This window comes from Mammaliicoccus sp. P-M58, from assembly GCF_022386165.1.
Lineage (GTDB): Bacteria > Bacillota > Bacilli > Staphylococcales > Staphylococcaceae > Mammaliicoccus > Mammaliicoccus sciuri.
The window spans coordinates 119,209-142,263 of sequence record NZ_JAJNJI010000007.1; the positions used below are offsets into that span (position 1 = coordinate 119,209).

At 32.7% G+C, this 23,055-nt stretch carries 22 protein-coding genes; 8 read left to right on the forward strand and 14 right to left on the reverse strand.

Annotated features, from left to right (window positions below):
• Positions 1-88 precede the first annotated feature (88 nt).
• Complete coding sequence (gene mroQ / locus LQ694_RS09605) at positions 89-859, forward strand: intramembrane glutamic endopeptidase MroQ (RefSeq protein WP_048540600.1); 771 nt, start codon at positions 89-91, stop codon at positions 857-859.
• A 203-nt stretch (positions 860-1,062) separates the two neighbouring features.
• Here mroQ and LQ694_RS09610 read toward each other — a convergent pair whose 3' ends face one another.
• Positions 1,063-2,490, reverse strand: a complete 1,428-nt coding sequence (locus LQ694_RS09610) for a phosphate--AMP phosphotransferase (protein WP_218697343.1) — start codon at positions 2,488-2,490, stop codon at positions 1,063-1,065.
• Positions 2,491-2,603: 113 nt separating this feature from the next.
• Between LQ694_RS09610 and LQ694_RS09615 the strand changes: the two genes are divergently transcribed.
• Positions 2,604-4,304: a M3 family oligoendopeptidase gene (locus LQ694_RS09615; protein ID WP_218697342.1), complete on the forward strand. Its 1,701-nt coding sequence runs from the start codon at positions 2,604-2,606 to the stop codon at positions 4,302-4,304.
• Positions 4,305-4,696: 392 nt separating this feature from the next.
• On the opposite strand, the gene LQ694_RS09620 is transcribed toward LQ694_RS09615, so the two are convergent.
• The 8 genes from LQ694_RS09620 to LQ694_RS09655 form a co-directional block, all read right to left on the reverse strand.
• Positions 4,697-5,710 carry an SdrH family protein gene (locus tag LQ694_RS09620; RefSeq protein WP_239772010.1) on the reverse strand — a complete coding sequence of 338 codons (1,014 nt, stop codon included), beginning with the start codon at positions 5,708-5,710 and terminating at the stop codon, positions 4,697-4,699.
• Positions 5,711-5,899: 189 nt separating this feature from the next.
• Positions 5,900-7,381: a glycoside hydrolase family 32 protein gene (locus LQ694_RS09625; RefSeq protein WP_070373381.1), complete on the reverse strand. Its 1,482-nt coding sequence runs from the start codon at positions 7,379-7,381 to the stop codon at positions 5,900-5,902.
• A 69-nt stretch (positions 7,382-7,450) separates the two neighbouring features.
• A complete protein-coding gene (locus LQ694_RS09630; protein WP_218697340.1) occupies positions 7,451-8,404 on the reverse strand; it encodes a LacI family DNA-binding transcriptional regulator in 954 nt (317 codons plus the stop codon).
• 126 nt (positions 8,405-8,530) lie between these two features.
• Positions 8,531-8,755: a sulfurtransferase TusA family protein gene (locus LQ694_RS09635; protein WP_025905061.1), complete on the reverse strand. Its 225-nt coding sequence runs from the start codon at positions 8,753-8,755 to the stop codon at positions 8,531-8,533.
• A gap of 18 nt (positions 8,756-8,773) precedes the next feature.
• Positions 8,774-9,841, reverse strand: a complete 1,068-nt coding sequence (locus LQ694_RS09640; protein WP_058611188.1) for a YeeE/YedE family protein — start codon at positions 9,839-9,841, stop codon at positions 8,774-8,776.
• Between the two features lie 125 nt (positions 9,842-9,966).
• Positions 9,967-10,746 (reverse strand): twin-arginine translocase subunit TatC, encoded by a 780-nt coding sequence (gene tatC / locus LQ694_RS09645; protein ID WP_058611189.1) that lies wholly within the window; start codon positions 10,744-10,746, stop codon positions 9,967-9,969.
• Between the two features lie 74 nt (positions 10,747-10,820).
• Entirely contained in the window at positions 10,821-11,045 is a 225-nt protein-coding gene (locus LQ694_RS09650) for a twin-arginine translocase TatA/TatE family subunit (RefSeq protein WP_048540593.1), read from the reverse strand.
• An 11-nt stretch (positions 11,046-11,056) separates the two neighbouring features.
• Entirely contained in the window at positions 11,057-11,689 is a 633-nt protein-coding gene (locus LQ694_RS09655) for a redox-sensing transcriptional repressor Rex (RefSeq protein WP_025905057.1), read from the reverse strand.
• Between the two features lie 162 nt (positions 11,690-11,851).
• Here LQ694_RS09655 and LQ694_RS09660 point away from each other — a divergent pair, with 162 nt between their 5' ends.
• Entirely contained in the window at positions 11,852-13,774 is a 1,923-nt protein-coding gene (locus tag LQ694_RS09660; RefSeq protein WP_196968499.1) for an ABC-F family ATP-binding cassette domain-containing protein, read from the forward strand.
• 502 nt (positions 13,775-14,276) lie between these two features.
• Positions 14,277-14,420 (forward strand): hypothetical protein, encoded by a 144-nt coding sequence (locus tag LQ694_RS09665; RefSeq protein WP_164961626.1) that lies wholly within the window; start codon positions 14,277-14,279, stop codon positions 14,418-14,420.
• Positions 14,421-14,586: 166 nt separating this feature from the next.
• Here the strand turns inward: LQ694_RS09665 and LQ694_RS09670 are convergent, their stop codons facing one another.
• The 5 genes from LQ694_RS09670 to tsaE form a co-directional block, all read right to left on the reverse strand.
• Positions 14,587-15,015 carry a VOC family protein gene (locus tag LQ694_RS09670; RefSeq protein ID WP_058611191.1) on the reverse strand — a complete coding sequence of 143 codons (429 nt, stop codon included), beginning with the start codon at positions 15,013-15,015 and terminating at the stop codon, positions 14,587-14,589.
• A gap of 76 nt (positions 15,016-15,091) precedes the next feature.
• Positions 15,092-16,105, reverse strand: a complete 1,014-nt coding sequence (tsaD, locus tag LQ694_RS09675) for a tRNA (adenosine(37)-N6)-threonylcarbamoyltransferase complex transferase subunit TsaD (RefSeq protein WP_058611192.1) — start codon at positions 16,103-16,105, stop codon at positions 15,092-15,094.
• Positions 16,098-16,565, reverse strand: coding sequence for a ribosomal protein S18-alanine N-acetyltransferase (gene rimI, locus LQ694_RS09680; RefSeq protein ID WP_048540589.1), 468 nt, complete (start codon positions 16,563-16,565; stop codon positions 16,098-16,100). The genes tsaD and rimI overlap by 8 nt, the downstream gene beginning before the upstream one ends.
• Positions 16,538-17,203 carry a tRNA (adenosine(37)-N6)-threonylcarbamoyltransferase complex dimerization subunit type 1 TsaB gene (gene tsaB, locus LQ694_RS09685; protein ID WP_196968498.1) on the reverse strand — a complete coding sequence of 222 codons (666 nt, stop codon included), beginning with the start codon at positions 17,201-17,203 and terminating at the stop codon, positions 16,538-16,540. Before tsaB ends, rimI begins: the two co-directional genes overlap by 28 nt.
• The gene (tsaE, locus tag LQ694_RS09690; protein WP_048540698.1) at positions 17,184-17,642 is read right to left on the reverse strand and encodes a tRNA (adenosine(37)-N6)-threonylcarbamoyltransferase complex ATPase subunit type 1 TsaE; all 459 of its coding nucleotides are present in this window, start codon (positions 17,640-17,642) and stop codon (positions 17,184-17,186) included. The genes tsaB and tsaE overlap by 20 nt, the downstream gene beginning before the upstream one ends.
• A gap of 448 nt (positions 17,643-18,090) precedes the next feature.
• Here tsaE and ilvD point away from each other — a divergent pair, with 448 nt between their 5' ends.
• Genes ilvD through ilvC form a run of 4 tightly spaced genes read left to right on the forward strand, consistent with a single transcriptional unit; the run spans position 18,091 to position 23,040 of the window.
• On the forward strand, positions 18,091-19,779 hold the full coding sequence (gene ilvD / locus LQ694_RS09695) for a dihydroxy-acid dehydratase (protein ID WP_070369246.1): 1,689 nt from the start codon (positions 18,091-18,093) through the stop codon (positions 19,777-19,779).
• Positions 19,780-19,791: 12 nt separating this feature from the next.
• Positions 19,792-21,525: a biosynthetic-type acetolactate synthase large subunit gene (gene ilvB, locus LQ694_RS09700; RefSeq protein WP_196968497.1), complete on the forward strand. Its 1,734-nt coding sequence runs from the start codon at positions 19,792-19,794 to the stop codon at positions 21,523-21,525.
• Entirely contained in the window at positions 21,525-21,998 is a 474-nt protein-coding gene (ilvN, locus tag LQ694_RS09705) for an acetolactate synthase small subunit (protein WP_025905048.1), read from the forward strand. The genes ilvB and ilvN overlap by 1 nt, the downstream gene beginning before the upstream one ends.
• Before the next feature lie 34 nt (positions 21,999-22,032).
• Positions 22,033-23,040, forward strand: coding sequence for a ketol-acid reductoisomerase (gene ilvC / locus LQ694_RS09710; protein ID WP_196968496.1), 1,008 nt, complete (start codon positions 22,033-22,035; stop codon positions 23,038-23,040).
• The last annotated feature ends 15 nt before the right edge of the window (positions 23,041-23,055 follow it).

Here is a 23,055-nt window from a genome sequence, read left to right on the forward strand (position 1 = left end):
AAAATTACAAGCAATATAACTTAAATTTTTCTCTTTTTCTGCTAAATAAGGTACAATGTTTACATGTTTATTTTTGGAGGAATTGAAAATGCAATTTAATCGATTAACTGTTAATATTGCTACCCTATTACTATTTGGTGTTGTACAAACAATCGCAATTATTCCAAATAGTTTATACGCTGATTCAGGATTATCTAAAGTCACAAGATTAGAAATCAGCTTAACTTGGATGGCAACAACAGCTATCATTACTGTTTTATTATTATGGTATATGAACTCAAATATTAAAAATCCAACTCGATTAGAACAACAGAAGAAAGAACCATGGGTATACGTGATTTTCTGGTGTGTTGCAGGTATTATAATGGCCATGCTTGGACAAATCATCGCCGCTTTGATTAATACATATATATTTAATCAACCAGTAGAAAGTGGCAATACTCAAAATCTCATGAAGATTGCACAACAATCACATATATTAATCATTTATATCGTATTAGCAGGTCCAATATTAGAAGAATTAATATTCCGTAAATTAATTTTCGGAGAGATATACAATATGATCAAAGCACCTAAGTGGTTAAGCTTTATCGTAGCAGTATTAGTTAGTTCTTTTATCTTTTCATTAGCACATTCAGATCCAGAACATACATTAATATATGTTGTAATGGGAACTGTATTTAGTGGACTTTATGTATTAACGAAACGTATCATCGTACCAATGATTGCGCATATGGGAATGAACGGTATAGTTGTTTTAGGTCAAATTGTATTTAAAGATCAAGTAAACGAACAATTAGAGAAACAATCTCAAATTTCACAACTGATTTATCATACAATCTTAAGCATGTATAGCTAAGCGTAAATAAAATAAGCATATCACCGAACTGATGAACTCAGTCTTAAGTGATATGCTTATTTTTTATGGTAATTGGAGGGGGTTAACTTCCATTATTTCGATTTGCGGTAGTTAGAGTGTACTCATTAAGGGACATTTCTCTGAATTCTGTCCCTAACAATGCCTCTTACCGACATTTCTCACAATTATGTCCCTATCATATTCTAATATTGTTTAACGCCCCATAATACTTCTTCACATTTTTTAATAATGTATTTAATAACTTCTATTCTAGCTGATTTTTTATTGTCAGCTGGTACGACAAGCCATGGTGCATGATCTGTGTTTGTTAATTTAATCATATCGTGACTTGCTTCGATATATTGATCCCATTTTTCTCTATTTCGCCAATCTTCGTCTGTAATTTTCCATTGTTTTTCTGGTGTTTCTTCTCTTTCTTTAAATCTTCTTAATTGTTCATCTTTATCTAAAGTTAAGAAGAATTTCAAGATAATTGCACCTTCGTCTGTCCACATTTTCTCAAATTGATTGATTTCTTCATAGGCACGTTTCCATTCTTTCTTAGTAGCAAATCCTTCTACTCTTTCTACTAATACTCTTCCGTACCAACTTCTATCGAATATTTCAATATGGCCGCTTCTTGGCATATCTTTAGCAAATCTCCATAAGTAATGATGATTCAACTCAACGTCTGTTGGGGCGCTTATTGCATTTACTTCATAACCGGTTGGATCTAATTTTTCTCTAACTCTTTTAATATTGCCACCTTTACCGGCTGCATCCATACCTTCATATACTAGTATTAACGGGATTTTTCTTTCGTATAATGCAAATTGCAATTCTTTCAATCTATCTTGTAAGTCACCTATCAGGGATTTGTATGTCTTTTTATTTAATTTATCTATTGATTGATCAAATAGGTCTGTTTTAAACTCTTCCGTAAAATCGCCATCAATTAATTTATCTTTCTTTTTATGAAGTTTAATCGCTTTGTTCAACCGATTGATAATATGTTTATACATCAAATTGATAGCTTCTTCTCTTTCTGTATAATCAATGATTTCCCATTCATCAGGCGATGCTTTCAAAATTTTATGCATTTCTTTATGATATACGTCATCATTAATGGCACTTTCGTATTCTTGTGCTTTCCAACTTGTTAAAGGATTTTCTTTCATTTCTTTTAAATGTTCTTTTCTCTTTTTATCGCTAATCTCAATATAAAACTTAATAATTTCGTAGCCATCATCTTGGACCATAGCTTCAAAGTCTTGGATTTGTCTTCGTAAAGCATGATATTTGTTGTATATAGAATGCTTTATTTTGTTTGCTTGATATTCTATATAATATGCATACCAACTTCTAAAATAAATATTGATATCACCTTTTGAAGGTATACTGATCCAATACTTCTGTAAAAATTGATATCTTAGATCGTCTTCTGAAGGTGATTTCATCGGTACAAAGTGTGTGTATTTAGCATCAAGTGTTAATAGAAGTTCATTTGATAGTCTCGTCTTACCTGATGCGGGAACACCTTCAAATACAATCATGATAGGAATTCCAAGTTCTTTTGTCTTCCTCGTTAATGCTGCTACTTCTAAAGATAATTGTTCATTATTTTTAGTCATTTATATACACCTCTTTTCATTTCATATTATATGCTTTTACCTTTATTTTCGCAATTTTCAATAAAATTACAACAAAGAAATGTTATAATAAATTTATTAAGGGAGGTTTTAACATGACGTTAACTTTTAAAGATTATCAATATGAACAAATCAATATTGAAGAAAAAGAAAAACAAACCAAATCATTATTAAATGAATTCGATAATGCAGAAACGGTCGATGAAGCAATTGAGGCGATTAATGAAATTAATAAGATTAGAAACCATACTGATACGCATTATAACCTAGCTTACATAAGAGCATCTATCGATACACATGATGAATACTATAATAAAGAACGAGATTTCTTTGATGAAACAATGCCTAAAATACAACATTTAGACCATTTATTCTATCAATCTTTATTAAAATCTAAATTTAAAAATGATTTAATTGCACATTTTGGACAACAACTTTTTTCTTTAGCAGAAGTCGCTCTTAATACATATAATCCTTCTATTAATGACTTACTTGTTAAAGAAAACAAATTAGTAAGCGAATATGATAAATTAATTGCGTCAGCAGATATTGAATATAACGGTGAACATTTGAACTTATCACAATTCAGTAAGTACTTAATCAACGAAGATAGAGAAATTAGAAAAAATGCATTTAAAGCTAGAGAACAGTTTTTTGCAGAACATCTAGAGGATTTAGATCGTATTTATGATGGTCTTGTAAAAACAAGACATGAAATAGCTTTAAAATTAGGATACGAGAACTTTGTTCAACTTGGCTATGATAGAATGCAAAGAATTGGTTACGACGCAACTGATGTTAAAATTTTTAGAGAGCAAGTTAAAGAACATGTCGTACCTATTACTGAAGATATTAAATCACAGCATGCAAAACGTATTGGTGTTGACAATTTAAAAGCTTACGATAATAATTTCACTTTTAAAACTGGTTCGCCAAAACCACAAATATCAACTGAAGAAATGGTGAAAAATGCTAAAAAAATGTACCATGAACGTTCTAAAGAAACTGGTCATTTTATAGATTTTATGATTGATAAACAATTATTTGATTTAGAAGCTAAAAAAGGAAAAGAAAGTGGCGGGTATTGTACAATCATTAATGATTTTAAATCACCATTCATCTTTGCAAACTTTAATGGTACACAAGGCGATATTGAAGTTATGACACATGAAGCAGGACATGCTTTCCAAGTATATGAAAGTCTGAAGTATTCTGTTCCAGAATATTACTTCCCTACATCAGAAGCATGTGAAATTCATTCAATGAGCATGGAATACTTAACTTATCCATGGATGTCATTATTTTTCAAACAAGATACGGAAAAATTTAAATTAGCACACTTAGAAGATAATATTAAATTTTTACCATATGGTGTAGCAGTGGATGAATTCCAACACTTTGTTTATGAGAATCCAGACATTTCTTCAGAAGAACGCAGAAAAGCATGGTCAAATTTAGAAAATAAATACTTCCCAAGTGTAGACTATGACAATATTCAGCATCTTGAAAATGGTGCATTCTGGCATAGACAAGGTCATATTTTTGCATCACCATTTTATTATATTGATTATACATTAGCGACAATTTGTGCAATGCAATTTTTCATTAAACAAGAAGCTGATCCAGAGCAAGCATGGTCTGATTACTTAAAAATATGTCAAATTGGCGGTTCACAATCATTCATTGATATTATGGCATCTGTTCAGTTACAATCTCCATTTGAAAAAGGTACTGTAAAATCCATTATAGAAACATTATACAAAGCAACTCAGAATATTGATCAAAGTGAATTTTAATAAAAAAGTGGGAACGGGACATAAATCCCGCCCCGATAAGGATGACTAGAAGAGACTGAGACGTTACATTATGTGCCAGTCTCTTTTTTCTTGGAAAAATCAATGTTAGCGTGAGGTTCTATGTTGCTTGTTTGGTATGTCTTGCAACATACGGGACTTCTATGTTGCTTGTTTGGGGAGTCTAGCAATATACGGAGCTTCTATGTTGCTAGATTGGAGCGTCTTGCAATATACAAAGCGCCTATTTATCTTGTTTGGTGAGTCTTGATAAATACAAGGTCCTCTACATTGCTTGTCGCACCTCAATTGCAATATTCAGCCTCACTATTTCTAAAAATATGAAAAAGAGTCTAGAACATATTTGTCCCAGACACTCTTTTATTTTATTTTATTTATGATTTTGAAAATCTTCGCATTATGAATAATATGATGAATCCTAATACAAGTACGATTGCGATTGAAATACCAATGATAAGCGGTTTAGAAATATCTTTATGATCAGAAGCTGTTTCAAAACTTTCTGTCGTTGTTTTTGTTGTTTCTGTTTTTGTATCATCATCATCTACAGATGTAGTTTCTGCCGTTTTATTAGTCTTTTTAAATTTTGGTTGTGCTAAATCAGGTCTACTACCAACTTTACTTGTTACAAGCTCTAACACATCTTCATCCAATTTACTATAATATGCTTCTGAATGGCCAGGTATAAATTTAGGCGCTTTTTCATCAGTGTATTGCGGATTGTAATATCCATCCCCTACTTCATTTGTATTTGGATATGCCGGCATTGTTGGTTTATATTGATTTACATTTTGATCATTATTGCTATTTGAATTTGGTTCATTAGTTTTAGGTTCTTCAGAAGATGGTTTCCCACTATTGGATTGATTCGGTGGTGGTACTTGATCTTGATGATTGCTATCATTGCTTGAAGGTTCTTCAGTGCTCGGCTCTTCTGTTGTTGGTTCTTCTGTACTTGGTTCTTCAGTGCTCGGCTCTTCTGTTGTTGGTTCTTCTGTACTTGGTTCTTCTGTTGTAGGCTCCTCTGTACTTGGCTTTTCATCAGTCTTAGGTTCTTCTGTACTAGGCTTTTCATCTGATTTTTGTTCAGACTTTTTATCTCTAATTGGTTCTTCTGATGACTGTTCCTCTGTACTTGAATTTTCTTCTGACTTCGGTTCAGTACTTCTTTCCTCTGTTTTACTATTTTGTTCACTATTAGAATCAGTTTCTTTGGATTGCTGTGCTTCTATATTTTGATTCAATTGTTCTTGAGTTGTGTTCGGAGAAGTATCTTTTGTACTAGATTCATTGCTTTCTATCGCATCTGTATTATTCCCGTGTGCTACTCCAAATGCCATAGAAGATAATAGTAATGTTGAAATCATAGCATTTTTAAATATCTTCATAAAAATTCTTCCCCTCCTCTACATTAATTAATAGTTAAAGTATAAAGGAATGTTTCTTTGTTTTCTATGCTTGAACGCCATATGTTACACAGAATTAATATTTTGTAATAACTTATTCATATTTCTTACAATTTACTGATATTAAAATAAACGCTTGTTGTATCAGAACAACAAGCGTTTTTGATTCGTTTAATTATTTAGTTGTAAGTCATATTTCGTAAACTTCAAGTAAACTTGGCCAGACTCTGTAGAAGTTCTGAAATTAACAGCATCTTCATCAGGGAATATTCTCGTTGTAAATACTTTTTCACCATCGTTAACGAAAATTTCTAGACTAGATGTATCACTATAAATTCTCAGGTCTTTTAAATCATTATCTAAAGTTGATGTACGAGTTGTCTTCTCAACCGCTTCACTTACAATACCACTTTCAAATCGATCTAAAGTTAGTTGTTTAGAACGCTTATTATAAATAATTTGCGTTGAACATTTCTTAGATACCCTTAAATCAAAGTATATTTCGCTAGCTTCATTCTCCAGAATCTCAATCATTAATTCAAACTGTTTACCTTCATATGGGTGAAGTTTAACTGAATGCTTATTAGCATAACCTTCAGCAGTTTCTTTATTTGTTCTTAATTTTTCAAGTGCTTTTATAGGTCTTTGTTTCAGTTTATCATCTTCAATTGTTAATACTCTTGGAATAGTTAAACAATGTGCCCAACCTTCTTCATCAGTAGCATAATCTATTTCAGGAAGTCCCATCCAACCAATTAATATTCTGTCACCATGTTCATCTAAGAACGTTTGAGGTGCGTAAAAGTCAAATCCTTGGTCTAATTCAACAAATTCTTGGTGGTCAAACTTCAACGTATCTAAATCAAAATCACCAATTAAATAACCAGATTGATAGATGTTCTCGAATTGGTTATTTTTCGCTTCAATACCTTGAGGTGAAAAGATAAATACATCTTTATCATTTAACTTAAATAAATCTGGACATTCCCACATATAACCAAAGTTTTGCAGTTGTGTTTCAATTTCGCCTTTAAATTGCCAATCTTGAATATCTTCAGATTCATATATAACAGCTGTACCTGTTTCATTCTCTCTTTGAATTCCAAATATTGCATAGTATTTTCCATTCTCAAACCATACCTTAGGGTCTCTAAAATGTTCAGTATATCCTTCTGGCTTGTTTGGAATAGCTGGTTGATCAAACTTTTTAAAAGTGCCATCTTCTAATTGTTCAGCAATCATTTGGACAGATTTACGATCCCAATTTTCATTACGCACATTTCCCGTATACATTAAATATAACTTTCCATCATAATCAAATGCACTACCCGAATATACACCATGACTATCATATTCTGTATCAGGCGCCAACGCGATTCCCTCATCTTTAAATTCTAGTAAATCTTTACTTTTATAATGATACCAATACTTCAAACCATGAACGGCACCAAGCGGAAACCATTGATGAAATATATGATAAACGCCATTATGATAAACCAAACCATTTGGATCATTTAACAACCCTGTTTTTGGTTGAATATGAAAAGTTTGACGCCATTTTGACGCATTCACTTTATCTATTAATTCATTGTATGCTTCATCAGATATGTCTGATAATTTTTTATATCTTTCTTCTCGTGTCCAATTTACCATTATCATTCTCCTTACATCCGATTTAGACCGGTTCCATAATATATATATATTTTAGCATACTTGAAAAGCTTATTTTTTTAACCATTCAAATTGTGTTCCGATAATATTTAATTTTTCTACCGTTTCTTGATTAATACTGTTATTTAATACATGAACAGCTGTCTCACCAGCTAAATAATAGTTAAACTTTACAGTACCAATATGAGGTGCCACAATTTCTGTCATCTTATTTCCGCCAAATCCAATAATCGTTGGCATATCAACTTCTCTTTTTAAAAGTGTATGGTATATACCTAAAGCTATATTATCAGTAGCTGCGACAATAACTTCGTCTTCTCTCAACTTAATATCATTACCTAATATCTGAGCATCTTTTATACTGAAACTACTTTCAATAAATGTTGGGTTGATGCCTTGATCCATTAGTGGAATAAACAGACCTTCTTTTCTCGTCTTACCAACTGCAATATCATGTTCAGAAACACCGATATATGTAATATTGTGCTTTTGATGTTTCAATAACCATTCTGCTACTTGATTACCTGCTTGGAAATCATCATGAACTATCGATAAAAGTGATTCATGTGATTGACCAACAATAACAATCGGGCATTCAACTGACTCAATTGCTTTCATATGTTCTTCAGAAATGTTAGTTGCCATCAAAATAATGCCATCCACTTTTCTCTTAGCTAACATATAAATAGAATCAATTTCTCTATCTTTTGATAAATCTGTATTCACAATCATTGTTTGAACATTTTGTTTAAGTAAAGTTGTTTCAATACCTTTTAACGTTTCAGTTGTTGCATATGAATCTAACCTTGGTACAATAGCACCGATCAGCCCCGTTCTCTTAGCCTTTAAACTTTGAGCAAATTGATTCGGTTTATATCCAGTTTCTTCTACTACTCTATGTATTTTTTCTTTAGTACTTTTACTAATTGAGCCACCATTTAAATATCTAGAAACTGTACTTTTAGAAACACCTGCCATATTAGCAATATCTTTAATCGTCTTCATGTATACACCTCTCAGTCATTTATTCTATCATAAAACCGTTTCCAATTCTTTATAAATAAAATACAATTTTAATCAAAAAAACCTAGAAACAAAGACATTTAGCTTTGTTTCTAGGTTAAATGTAATTTATTGTTTTTCAACCGTTATTGTCCATGAAGCATCTCCAAGTTGTTCATAATTCGTAACTGGATAACCATTCTCTGCTGCCCAATTTGGAAGTGCTTCTGTCGCTTGCGTGCAATCAAAATCAATTTTCAATTGTTCGCCTACTTGTAATTCATCCATTTTATTTTGTGCTTCAATTAATGGGAACGGACATACCATTCCTACTGTACCTAATTCATGTACCATATATATTGACTCCTTTTATTAAATACTTTGTGTGCTTACTTGTGTCTTAGTTTGTCTTGCTTTTCTAGGTTTAACAAAAATGAAATAACTCATAAACCATGCACCAACGATCATTGATGGTAATGCAACCCAACCTTGCCAACTCATTGTTGCAGTTGAAACTAAACCATTACCGATTGAACATCCGCCTGCTAATGATGCACCAACACCCATACAAGCACCACCGATAACACTGTTTCTTATTGTTTTAGTATCTGGCATTCTCCATTTGAATTCTCTTGAACCTTTTGCAGCAATATATGAACCGATAAATATACCAAGTACTAAAAATACGCCCCAGTTTATTAATGAAGCATCACCTGTAACTAAGTATTGCACGATATTTGCTGAAGGTGTTGTAATACCAAGGCCAGCAATTCTTCCTGTTGAAGCACTCATTGGCCAAGCAATTAATGCTATTATTCCTACTGCAATTGCAGCTGCAAACGGGTGATATCTTTTTTCAAATAAGATATGACGAATGCCTGTATATTTTTGTTTTAATTGAGGAATTGCTACTTTTGGTTTTTTTAATGTTTTTGTCACAAAATAAACTGTAACAATAACTAAAATAGCAATCAATACCCATACAGGTACATTAAGTGTTTCTGCCATATTAGAGTTAACGACACTATATGAATTAATTTTTTCTTGAACAGGATTTAATGGACCAGATTTCATAATTGCTGCTGTTACACCGTATAATACTAAGGCTATCCAGCTACCAATTAAACCCTCGCCTGCTCTGTACCAAGTACCAGTCGCACATCCACCAGCTAAGATAATTCCGATACCAAATACAAATGATCCAAATATCGTACCTACTAATGGAAATGTTGCTGCTTCTAACTTAAATACGCCTAATCCTACTAGTGTAAATAATCCAATGCTTTGAATAGAAATCGCGATTAATAAAGCATAAAACATTTTATTATTTTTCTGTACATACATATCTCTAAACCCGCCTGTTAAACAAAAACGTGTTCTTTGCATAACAAAGCCAAGTAATATTCCGACTATAAGGCCACTTATAATCATCCAAACCATATAAACAACTCCTTATTCCTATTACAATGATAGGAATAATAATATATCATATACAAAACATATTCAAGTTAACATTTGATTACAAATATCAGACAATTCAATAAAAAAACAGCTATAGCATTAAACTACAGCTGCTCTTTATCTTCTTGATCCATCCCCAGTTCTTCTTCCATTAATTTTTGCTCTGCTTTTAAATATTTTTTATAGCCTATTTTTGAAATAACAATACTGATTTCATAAAGTAAAATCATTGGTAATGTAAACAACATATGTGTCATAAAGTCAGGTGGTGCGATTAACGCAGCCACAACAAGTAAAATAAAATACGCATATTTTCTATTTTTCTTTAAAAACATCGGTGTAACGATACCTAATCGCGTTAAAAATAGTAATAAAATTGGTAATTGAAAGACAAAACCGAATGGTATTGTAAATTTAAACATTTCACTAAAGTACTCTTTAATCCCGATTGTTTGCTTAATCCCCATATCATCAGCTAATCCCATTGTGAATGAAATTAAATACGGAAAAATCACAAAGTATGAGAATAATAAACCACCTACAAATAAAATCAAACTAAATGGTATATAACTTAATGTCACTTTTTGTTCTTTCGGATGTAAACCTGGAGATATAAATGCCCATAATTCGTATAAAATAACAGGCGATACTATGATAAATGCAATCACAATTATCATTGTTATGTATATCGTTAATGGATCCGTTATTCTAAATGCATTGAGTTCTAATGTTTGTGTAAAGTCATCATTTGTTATATAAAAAATAACTGGTTTAGCTACGAAAAAACCAACGATGAGACCACCAACAAGGAAATATGCAATAATCATAATACGTCCACGAAGTTCTTCTAAGTGTTCGACAAATGTTAAATTGTCTTTATCCACCGTCTTACCTCCAATCTAAAAAAGATGTGGCAGGAAACCCGCCACATACATGGGAACATCTGTTAAATAAAATTCTATTTAACTTCTTTATCTTTGCTATCTTCTGGAGTGCTTTTCTTCTCATCAAAGTTTGTCATGCCATCAGTCGCATCTTTAAATTCTTTCAAAGTTGAACCCATTGCTCTACCGAATTGTGGTAATTTCTTTGGTCCAAATATGATTAATGCAACTACCCCTATAAATAATAAACTGACTGGTCCTGAAATACCAAGTGTGTTAATAAACATTAAAGCTTCCATTTGATACCCTCCTATTGATTCTTCATAAAGAAGATTAAAGATTGTAATTCAATTCCTAAATCTATATGATGAACCTGCACTTTCTCAGGTACATTAATTCTTTGAGGTGTAAAATTCAAAATACCAGTAATACCCGAAGATGTTATACGATCCGCAACTTTTTGAGCTGCTTGTTGTGGTACTGTTAATATTACAACTTGTATACCTACTTCTTCAACTACCTTTTCAAAATCATCCATACTATCCACAGTTAATTTACCAACCATACTTCCAATGATATCTTCTGATTGATCAAAAGCAGCTACAATTTGCATTCTATCATTAACAGTAAAGTTATAATTCACAAGTGCAGTACCTAAATTACCAACACCAACGATTGCGACTTTAGTCATATCATCTTGTTCAAGCGTTGTTCTAAAAAATTTAAGTAAATAACTAATATTGTAACCATAACCCTTTTTACCTAATTCACCAAAATACGAAAAATCTCGACGAATGGTAGCTGAATCAATTTTAAGTCCTTCACTTAATTCTTTCGATGAAACACGATCTACGCCAGAATTATGCAATGTGCTAACAAATCTATAATAAAGAGGCAAACGTTTCAAAGTTGCTTTAGGGATCTTCACATCATTCTTTGCCAAAATCCTCACCTTTTCCAATATAAAATAATGTGATTGCGTTCACATCTAATGGCTTAATTATAACAAACTTCACATAAAATAACTATATAAATATTGTATGTGATTTACATACAATTATCTCTCGTTTTCATGTAAAATAATAACTAATAGAGAGGTGTAAACATGATACTTTTACAAATAAATAAATTAGAGAAATCTTATGATGGAGAAGTTATTTTCTCTGATGTAGATTTCGAAGTAAAAACCGGTGAAAGAATCGCCATTGTCGGTAGAAATGGCGCGGGAAAAACAACATTAATGAAAATCATTGCTGGTGTTGAATCGTATGATGAAGGAAATATTTCTAAAGGTAAACAAGTGACGATGGGATACCTTACTCAACAAATGACATTAGATTCTTATGACACTGTTATGAATGAAATGAAAAAACCATTTAAAGACGTTATCAATATTGAAGATAAAATGAATACTTTAACAGATTGGTTAAGTATTCATGCTGATGCGTATGAACAAGATTTATATAAAGAAAAATTGTCACAATACGAAGCGTTATCCAATCAATATGAATTAATGGACGGCTATAATTACGAAAGTAAAATTAAGACCGTATTAACAGGTTTGGATTTTAAAGAATCTGACTTTGATAGACAAATTCAATCGTTTAGCGGTGGCCAAAAAACAAGATTATCTATGGCTCAAATGTTATTAAGTGAGCCTGATTTACTGTTACTCGATGAACCTACTAACCATTTAGATATGGAAACGACTGAATGGCTAGAGAATTATTTAACACACTTTAAAGGCGCGATCGTTATCATCAGTCATGACAGATATTTCTTAGATAAAATAGTCAATCAAGTTTATGATGTCGCTTTAGGTTCTGTTAAAAAGTATGTCGGTAATTATAGTAAATTCTTAAAAGAACGAGATGCACATTACGAAAAAGTCATGGCTGAATATGAAAGACAACAAAGTGAAATTAAAAAGTTAGAAACGTTTGTCGAAAAAAATATTACACGTGCTTCGACAAGTGGCATGGCAAAAAGTCGTCGTAAAGTATTAGAAAGAATGGAAAGAATCGAAAAGCCAAGACTTGATGCTAAAAGTGCACAAATCAATTTCGAAATAAACAGAGCTACTGGTGAAGATGTACTTAAAGTTCAAAATTTGGATATTGGTTATTCTAAAAGCATTACACCACCTATCAACTTAGAAGTTAAACGACATGATCGAATTGCGATAATTGGTCCAAATGGTATTGGTAAATCTACGTTGATTAAAACAATAGCTCAAAAAATACCTGCTTTAGGCGGTAATATTGTTTATGGTTCTAATATTCAAATTGGTTATTACGACCAAAAACAAGCAGAATTCACTTCTAATATGACAATCTTAGACTATGTTTGGAATCAATATTCACATATGCCTGAGAAAGATATTCGAACAATTTTAGGTAGATTTTTATTTACTCAAGAAGAAGTAAAAAAAGTCATTAATGATTTATCTGGTGGGGAAAAAGCCAGACTTCAACTCGCTTTACTCATGTTAGAAAAAAACAATGTACTCATATTAGATGAACCTACCAACCACTTAGATATCGATTCTAAAGAAATGTTGGAACAAGCTTTGCAAAATTTTGAAGGTACACTACTCTTTGTATCACATGACCGTTATTTTATTAACGAACTAGCAAATAGTATTTTCCACATCACACAAAATGGAAATGAATTATTTAGAGGCGATTACCAATATTATTTAGAAAAACTTGAACAACGTGAAGCTATTAGTCGTTATGAACAAGAAGACATCCAATCTACTGAAACGCCTAAAGACGATCAATATTACGCAAATCAAAAACAACTAAAAAAAGAAAAACGTAAACTTGAAAGACAGTTAGAAGAAATTGAAAATAATATTTCCACATATGAAGAACAAATCTCTGATTATGAGCATCAACTTACGTTACCACAGATATTTAATGATATTGAAAAAAGCAATGAAATCAATAACTTACGAGTTGAAGCAGAACGTTTGCTCGAAGAAAACATGGAAAAATGGGAAGAACTTGAAAGTAAATTAAATTAACAAAAAACGACTGAGGTAAATTTTACACCTCAGTCGTTTTTTCTGTAATAATTAAACACATCTTTATACACATCAAAAAGTCTTATTTTTCAAGTAATCCACAAAGTTATCCTAGTTATACACAGGTAAAATGTAAAAAATCAATCTAAACCAAGAATCTTATCCACAATCATTTAAAAACTTATACTAATGTTATCCACAAAATGTGGTTAACTTGTGCACAAGTACAAATGTTCTGTATTGACTTTATGATGAATACGTGACCTTCATGTAATTTTTGTAAATATTTTAAATTCTAAATGTTGAAATAACTAAAATAATAATATATTTATCAATTAGGCTAGATTTAATATCAAATTAGACTTATAATTTATGTAACCAATTTTCTTGTTTATAGACTTTAGTTATAAATTCTACTTTTATTTTGAAGTTAATGATGTGCTTAGAGTTAAATTTCATTGATTAATTGGTCTTGTGTATGCTACAGAAGGGATGATGATTTATGAAACAATCTAACATTGAAAATTATACAACGAAAGCTAAGGAACTATTGAAACATAAAATTATAACTAAAGAAGAATATGATCAACGTATAAAAGATTATACTGACTATACGAATAGTGAAGGCAAATATGCACGTAAATAGAAAAGACTGGGACATAATGTAATGTCTCAGTCTTTTGTAGTATCTTGGCAGTAGATGACTGGATTGAAATGCGTTTGTACCAACCTTTTTCAACTCTAGTCATCCTTGCTGGGGCGGGACTACGAAATCTTTTTATACAAATTAGATTTCTGTCCCGCTCCCTTTCCTATTCTGTATATGCATTTACCATCCAAGTTATACCAAATGGATCTTGGAATGAACCAAACAGTGGTGACCACTCTACCTCGTTTAAAGGCATATCAATTTTACAACCCGCTTCTTCTGCTTTCTTAAACAATTCGATGACAGCTGCTCTATCTTCTTCATCGTTATAATTAAACTGAAAACATGCTTGAGCGCCTTCGTTATTGATATCTTTATTTTGCCAAGTGTCACTACATAAAAATGTCTTCCCTAATAAGTTAAAACTCGCGTTCATTGTAAAAGATTCGGGCAATTTAAATTCATCAGGTGCATCTTTAAACATTTCATGGTTACCCGGAACTCTCATAATATCCGTTGCACCTAATTTTTCTTCGTAGAACTTTAATGCTTCAATACTATTTTTAAAATTAAAATAAGTATTTACTTCCACTTTACAACGCCTCCTCAATCTTTTTATATCACATTGAGTATAACGTCTATAGTGCAATATTACAAATTATTGTATATTAAAATGCTTCAATATCTAGTGAACTTTTACCGTTTAATTTCATATTTGAAAAGCGATTATTTTCATATAAGAAATGAGCTACTGACCCTATCATAGCAGCATTATCTGTACATAAATTTAATGGTGGAATACTAAGATCTATTCCTAATTTATTTGATTTTTGTTCTAGTGCATGACGTAAACCTTTATTCGCAGCTACACCACCAGCCACAATTAAATGTTGAACATCATAGTCTTTAACTGCAGCCATTGTTTTGCCAACAAGTACTTCAACAACACTATTTTGGAAGCTAGTCGCAACATCTTCTTTTATGATTTCTTCATTTTTTTGCTTTTTATTATGCAATGTATTAATAACTGCACTTTTCAAGCCACTGAAACTAAAATCATAGCTGTCTTTTTCTAACCAAACTCTAGGAAAATTCAAAGTGTCTTGACCGATTTGTGCAAGTCTATCAACTTCGGGACCTCCTGGATATGGTAAACCTATTGTTCTAGCAACTTTGTCATATGCTTCACCAACTGCATCATCGCGCGTTTCACCTATAACTTCAAAATCTAAATGATTTTTCATGTAAATCAGTTCTGTATGTCCACCAGAAACTATAAGTGCAATTAAAGGAAATTCTAATGGTTTAACGAGATGATTAGCATAAATATGCCCTGCAATATGATGAACTGGAATAAGTGGCTTTTGATGACTAAATGCTAAAGCTTTAGCACTTGCAACACCGACAAGTAAAGCACCAATTAATCCTGGACCTTCTGTTACGGCTATTGCATCAATGTCATCCATTTGCATATTTGCATTTTTTAAAGCTTCATCAATCACTGTTGTCATAACTTCAACATGTTGACGACTCGCTACTTCTGGTACTACACCGCCAAATTTTTTATGCGTCATCATTTGTGTAACAACTTCATTACTGATAATTTCATTGCCGTTTTTTATGACACTTGCTGCTGTTTCATCACAGCTCGTTTCAATACTTAATATAATAGATTCAGACATTTTTTAAACTCACCCACATCACTTTAGCATCCTCTCCATCGCCATAATAATTTTTCCTAACACCACCATACGTAAAGCCAGCTTTCTCATAAACATGTCTAGCTGCTTCATTATCCACTCTTACTTCTAAACTCATCGTCGTACAAGTTGCACTTGCAAAAGTCATGGCATATTCTAATAGCATTTGACCTATGCCATTACCTCTATATTGCTCAGCAACAGAAATAGTCGTAATTTGTGCTTGATCTATGACTAGCCACAATCCGCAATATGCGATAATTTCTTCACCAATAGATACTACAAAATAATGCGCAAATTCATTTTTCTCTAACTCATGATAGAATGCGTCTATAGACCATGAACTTTGTGTAAAACTATGATGTTCTATTTCATATACTTGAGGGACATCTTCAATTGACATTTTTCTAATTTCTAATGCTTCGTTTGATTGTTTTTCCAATTTTGTTCCGCCTCTGATAATTTTAGATATCTTGGTTTTAGTTCATGAACATTTAACACCGGTTGTTCCTTTATGTTATACATTATTGAAGCATCAGGTAATTTCGAAAGACTTCTACCTTCTAACTTATCTTGTAACTTTAATGCATCGTGACCAATAAATATATATGGATGATTTTGTGATTTTAAAAATTGATTCAATGCTTCAATAGACATATAACTATCTTCTTTGATAGTTTCTAATTTATCATCTTTATATTGATAAACACCAGCAAATACATGGTCTCTTCTTGCATCAAATAAAGGTACAATAAAATCATTTTCGTTGTTATATGTTGCTGCTAATGCCTTTAAAGATGAAACTTCATATAATGGAATATCCAAAGTATATGCCATCGTCTTTGCTGTTGTAATACCAATTCTTAATCCTGTATATGAACCTGGACCATTAGAAACCACTATTTCAGATAATGATTGAGGTGTTAATTGCGCTTCATCCATTAATGATTCAATAACAGGCATTAATTGCATTGAATGGTTCTTTTTTATGTTGGACTGATAATTGATTAATACATTTCCATCTTTAACAAGTGCTACTGCTAAAGGTTGATTAGAAGTATCAATTAGTAATGTTGTCATCATTTAGCACTTCCTTTATCTGTTTATAATGTTCACCTTTAGAAATTATTTCAAACACCCTTTTATCTGCGTCTATATACTTAATGTTGATTTCTAAACGCTCTTTTGGTAAATATTCTTGAATGAATTCACTCCATTCAATAATCGTAACACCATTATCATTAAAGTATTCATCAAATCCTAAGTCTTCATCACTATCTTCTAATCTATAACAATCCATATGATGAAAAGGCAATCTTCCTTTGTAGGACTTTATTATATTAAAGGTAGGTGAATTAATGGTTCTTTTAACGCCTAAAGCCTTTCCGAAATATTGACTAAAAGTGGTTTTACCCGCTCCTAAATCTCCATTCAACAAAATAATATCATTTTCAGTTACAACTTGAGCTAATTTTTCAGCAATTTGCTGCGTTTTTTCTAATGAGTCAACTTGAATAATCACTAATTTGGCACCTACCTTTTCTTTACTTAAACTAACTGAACTATTATAACAAATATTTATTTAATTGGGTAATGAATGGTTTATTTATCAGTAAAGCGCTTACATTATCTAAATTTTTAGAAAAATCTAAATCTTCTGTTGACATGTATTCTGATATGCGTTAAATTTAGTACATAAATTTTTTAACTATTCAAAAATCTTAACTAAAAATATGGTTCACATTTGAGAAGAAAGGACGAGTTGTAATGAATTTCACAATGACGGCAAATAAACCGACAATCGAATACAGCATATTAGTGATTTTATTACGCTCAGAAGGACTCGAACAACAGTAAGCTTCAATTTACTGTATGGTTTAAGTCCTATTTCTACTTGAATGGGACTCGAAGCAACGTCCCATATTTATTGGGACGTTGCTTTTTTATTTTTCTAGAGGAGTGTAATTATGAGAAGTGACATGATCAAAAAAGGTGATCACCAAGCACCTGCAAGAAGCCTATTACATGCAACAGGACAAATCAAGAGCCCAACGGATATGAATAAACCATTTATTGCGATTTGCAATTCTTACATTGATATTGTCCCAGGACATGTTCATTTAAGGGAATTGGCGGATATCGCAAAAGAAGCGATTAGAGAAGCAGGTGGTATTCCATTTGAATTCAATACAATCGGTGTTGACGATGGTATAGCAATGGGTCACATCGGGATGCGCTACTCATTACCAAGTAGAGAAGTTATTGCTGACGCAGCTGAAACTGTTATTAACGCACACTGGTTTGACGGCGTATTCTACATGCCAAACTGTGACAAGATTACACCTGGTATGTTATTAGCATCTGTTAGAACAAACGTACCCGCAATCTTCTGTTCAGGTGGACCAATGAAAGCTGGTTTATCTGCAACTGGTAAAGCATTAACTTTATCTTCGATGTTTGAAGCAGTTGGATCATTCAAAGGTGGTTCAATGACAAAAGAAGAATTCTTAGATATGGAAAAGAACGCATGCCCTACTTGTGGTTCATGTGCAGGGATGTTTACAGCAAATTCAATGAACTGCTTAATGGAAGTATTAGGATTAGCATTACCTTATAACGGAACAGCAATTGCTGTAGGAGAAGAAAGAAGAGAATTAATTAGAGAAGCTGCATTTAAACTAATGGATTTAGTCAAAAAAGATATTAAACCTAAAGATATCATTACTAAAGATGCAATTGATGATGCATTTGCTTTAGATATGGCAATGGGTGGTTCTACAAATACAGTCCTTCATACTTTAGCTTTAGCTAATGAAGCAGGTATCGATTATGACTTAAATAGAGTAAATGAAATTGCTAAACGCACACCTTACCTATCTAAAATTGCACCAAGTTCTTCATATTCTATGCATGACGTACATGAAGCAGGCGGTGTACCAGCTATCATCGGTGAATTACTCAAACTCGATAATGTTTTACATCCTGACCGTATTACAGTTACAGGCAAAACATTAAGAGAAAATAACGAACATCGTGAAATTAAAAATACAGATGTTATCCATACAAGAGATAATCCATTCTCTGAAACTGGTGGTTTATCAATGTTATTTGGAAATATCGCGCCAGATGGTGCTGCTATTAAAGTTGGTGGTGTTGATCCATCAATCAAGAAATTTGTTGGTAAAGCGATTTGCTTTAGTTCACATGATGAAGCGGTTGAAGCAATTGATAACCACACTGTTAGAGAAGGACACGTTGTTGTCATTCGTTATGAAGGTCCTAAAGGTGGACCTGGAATGCCAGAAATGTTAGCACCTACTTCATCTATCGTCGGTAGAGGTTTAGGTAAAGATGTTGCATTAATTACAGATGGTCGATTCTCAGGTGCTACAAGAGGTATCGCTGTCGGACATATTTCACCAGAAGCTGCCGCGGGTGGACCTATCGGACTCATCCAAGACGGTGATGAAATCATCATCGATTTAACAAACCGTACATTAGATGTAAATGTTTCTGAAGCAGAATTACATGCTAGAAAACAAAACATTGAACCATTTAAAGCTAAAGTTAAGACTGGTTATCTTGCAAGATACACTGCCCTTGTAACAAGTGCAAATACAGGAGGCATCTTGAAAGTACCGGACGAACTAATTTAAGGAGTGATTTGCATGGCACTAACTACTAAATCATACAAAGAACCAGATGAAGCAACTAAAGAAAAGACAATAACTTACACGGGGGCAGAATTACTTGTCCAATCCTTTATCGATCAAGAAGTCGATTACATCTTTGGATATCCTGGCGGCGCTGTCTTACCTTTATATGATGCCTTTTATGAAGGTAAAGTGCCTCATATTCTTACGAGACACGAGCAAGGTGCAGTTCACGCAGCTGAAGGATATGCAAGAGTTACTGGTAAACCTGGTGTTGTAGTCGTTACAAGCGGACCTGGTGCAACAAATACGATTACTGGAATAGCTGATGCTATGAGTGACTCAATTCCACTTGTTGTACTTACAGGACAAGTTCACAGACCAGGTATTGGTAAAGATGCTTTCCAAGAAGCTGATTTACTCTCTATGACAACACCTATTACAAAGCATAATTATCAAATTACTGATGTAAAAGATATTCCAAAGATTATTGATGAAGCATTTCATATTGCTTCAACTGGTCGTAAAGGTCCGGTTGTCATTGATTTTCCTAAAGATATCGGTGTTCTAGAAACAGTTGAAGTATCACCAAGAGAACTCAATTTACCTGGATATCACGTAAACTTAACGCCAGAAGATAAAGAGATTGAACAACTTATCCAAATGATTCGTTTAGCAAAGAAGCCAATTATTCTTGCTGGGGCTGGTGTGAACCACGCTGAAGCTTCAAAGGAACTTACAGCATTTGCTAATAAATACAAAATTCCTGTTGTAAACACTTTGCTAGGATTAGGTTCTATTCCCTACTCTGACCCATTATTCTTAGGAATGGGCGGTATGCATGGATCATATGCAAGTAACATGGCATTAACGGAATGTGATTTGTTAATTAACTTTGGAAGTCGATTTGATGATCGTCTAGCAAGTAACCCAGATGATTTTGCGAAATACGCTAAAGTTATTCATGTAGATATCGATCCATGTGAGATTAACAAAATCATCCCTACAGATTTAGGTATTATTGCCGATGCAAAACAAACATTAGAAGCACTTTTAGAATATGAAGCACATGAGCTTATCCATCATGAATGGTATGAACATTGTCTATCTAATAAAGCAACATATCCATTTAGATACGACAAACCATCTGATGACTTTATTAAGCCACAACAAGCAATTGAGTATATCGGAAAGATTACAAACGGAGATGCACTTGTTGCTACAGATGTTGGACAACATCAAATGTGGGTTGCACAATATTATCCATTTAAAACACATGGTCAAATTATTACAAGCGGTGGTCTAGGAACAATGGGCTTCGGTATCCCAGCTGCAATGGGTGCCAAGTTTGCACACCCAGAAAAGACAGTAGTTGCATTTGTTGGTGACGGTGGCTTCCAAATGACTAACCAAGAAATGGCCATTTTAAATGAATTTGATAATGATATCAAAATCGTACTAATCAATAATGGTGCTTTAGGTATGGTTAAACAATGGCAAGATAAATTTTATAGCCAACGTTTTTCTCATTCAGTATTTGCTGGGCAACCTGACTTTATGAAGCTTTCTGAAAGCTATGGTGTTAAAGGTTTCATGATCGATTCTAACGATAAATTAGAATCTACACTTGATGAAGCATTCGCTCATAAAGGCCCAGCGTTAATCGAAATTAGAATTTCCCCTTCTGAACCAGTACTTCCTATGGTTCCAAGTGGACAACCAAACTACAAAATGGAGGGCGTTGAATAATGAAAAGAACAATTAAGACTCAAGTACTCGATAGAGCGGGTACACTCAACCGACTTACAAGCATTTTTGTAAGGAGACAATACAACATTGTTTCTCTTTCTGCAACGCCTACTGAAACAGAGGGCATCACAAATATTACATTTATTGTGGATGTTTCAGATGAAAGTAGTACAGAAACAATTATTAAGCAGTTAGAAAAGCAAGTAAATGTAATATCTGCCCTAGATATTACAGATAACAACCTATTTAATAGAGAGCTTATTTTAATCAAGTTAGGTCATCCTGACGATTATCAAACGTTCGAAAAAATCATTAAGCCTTATGAAGGTCAATTAACCATTTTAAAAGATTTAGAAGATTATATTTATATTCAAGCAATTGGAACCCATCAAACAATAGAAAATCTATTGGATGATTTAAAAATATATCCTGTGACACAAGTGTCACGAACAGGTTCTGCAGGATTACTATAATACAAAATAAAACAAATTAATGGAGGCATTTATTATGACTAAAGTATTTTATGACAACACGGTAACAGAGGACGCATTACAAGGTAAGAAAATCACAGTAGTTGGATATGGTTCACAAGGACATGCACATGCTCAGAACTTAAAAGATAACGGTTATGATGTTGTAATTGGTATTCGTCCAGGTAAATCATTTGATCAAGCTAAAGAAGATGGCTTTGAAGTATATCCAGTAGATGAAGCTGTAAAACAATCTGACGTTGTAATGATTCTATTACCAGATGAAATTCAAGGACAAGTTTATAAAGAAGAAATTGAACCTAACTTAGATGAAGGAAATGCTTTAGTATTTGCTCATGGATTTAATATTCACTTTAAAGTTATTCAACCACCAGCAAACGTAGATGTATTCTTAGTTGCTCCAAAAGGACCAGGTCACCTAGTTAGACGTACATTTACTGAAGGAAGTGCTGTACCTGCACTATACGCTGTATACCAAGATGCTACAGGCAAAGCAACTCAATTAGCATTAAGTTATGCAAAAGGTATTGGAGCTACTAGAGCTGGTGTTATCGGTACAAGCTTTGAAGAAGAAACTGAAACTGATTTATTCGGTGAACAAGCAGTACTTTGCGGTGGTGTAACGAAACTTATCCAATCAGGTTTCGAAACATTAGTTGAAGCTGGCTATCAACCAGAAATTGCTTACTTCGAAGTATTACATGAAATGAAATTAATCGTTGATTTAATGTATGAAGGCGGAATGGAAAACATGCGTTATTCTATTTCAAACACTGCAGAATTTGGTGATTATGTATCTGGTGAACGTGTTATCACACCTGATGTTAAAGATAATATGAAAGAAGTACTTAAAGATATTCAAACAGGAGCTTTCAGTGATCGCTTCATTAAAGATAACGAAAATGGCTTTGAAGAATTCCTAAGAATGCGTAAAGAACAACAAGGACATCAAATCGAATCAGTTGGTAGAGAATTACGTGACATGATGCCATTCGTTAAAGCTAAAAGTATTCAAACTAAATAAAAGTACTAGAATTTA

Excerpts from the sequence above, each read along its gene's own strand:
- LQ694_RS09665 (WP_164961626.1), top strand. The coding sequence starts at position 14,277 with ATGAAACAATCTAACATTGAAAATTATACAACGAAAGCTAAGGAACTA.
- LQ694_RS09630 (WP_218697340.1), bottom strand. The coding sequence starts at position 8,404 with ATGAAGACGATTAAAGATATTGCTAATATGGCAGGTGTTTCTAAAAGT.
- ilvC (WP_196968496.1), top strand. The coding sequence starts at position 22,033 with ATGACTAAAGTATTTTATGACAACACGGTAACAGAGGACGCATTACAA.
- ilvD (WP_070369246.1), top strand. The coding sequence starts at position 18,091 with ATGAGAAGTGACATGATCAAAAAAGGTGATCACCAAGCACCTGCAAGA.
- tsaD (WP_058611192.1), bottom strand. The coding sequence starts at position 16,105 with ATGTCTGAATCTATTATATTAAGTATTGAAACGAGCTGTGATGAAACA.
- LQ694_RS09610 (WP_218697343.1), bottom strand. The coding sequence starts at position 2,490 with ATGACTAAAAATAATGAACAATTATCTTTAGAAGTAGCAGCATTAACG.
- LQ694_RS09625 (WP_070373381.1), bottom strand. The coding sequence starts at position 7,381 with ATGGTAAATTGGACACGAGAAGAAAGATATAAAAAATTATCAGACATA.
- LQ694_RS09635 (WP_025905061.1), bottom strand. The coding sequence starts at position 8,755 with ATGGTACATGAATTAGGTACAGTAGGAATGGTATGTCCGTTCCCATTA.
- tsaB (WP_196968498.1), bottom strand. The coding sequence starts at position 17,203 with ATGACAACATTACTAATTGATACTTCTAATCAACCTTTAGCAGTAGCA.
- ilvN (WP_025905048.1), top strand. The coding sequence starts at position 21,525 with ATGAAAAGAACAATTAAGACTCAAGTACTCGATAGAGCGGGTACACTC.
- mroQ (WP_048540600.1), top strand. The coding sequence starts at position 89 with ATGCAATTTAATCGATTAACTGTTAATATTGCTACCCTATTACTATTT.
- LQ694_RS09615 (WP_218697342.1), top strand. The coding sequence starts at position 2,604 with ATGACGTTAACTTTTAAAGATTATCAATATGAACAAATCAATATTGAA.
- LQ694_RS09650 (WP_048540593.1), bottom strand. The coding sequence starts at position 11,045 with ATGGAAGCTTTAATGTTTATTAACACACTTGGTATTTCAGGACCAGTC.
- LQ694_RS09660 (WP_196968499.1), top strand. The coding sequence starts at position 11,852 with ATGATACTTTTACAAATAAATAAATTAGAGAAATCTTATGATGGAGAA.
- LQ694_RS09620 (WP_239772010.1), bottom strand. The coding sequence starts at position 5,710 with ATGAAGATATTTAAAAATGCTATGATTTCAACATTACTATTATCTTCT.
- ilvB (WP_196968497.1), top strand. The coding sequence starts at position 19,792 with ATGGCACTAACTACTAAATCATACAAAGAACCAGATGAAGCAACTAAA.
- LQ694_RS09640 (WP_058611188.1), bottom strand. The coding sequence starts at position 9,841 with ATGGTTTGGATGATTATAAGTGGCCTTATAGTCGGAATATTACTTGGC.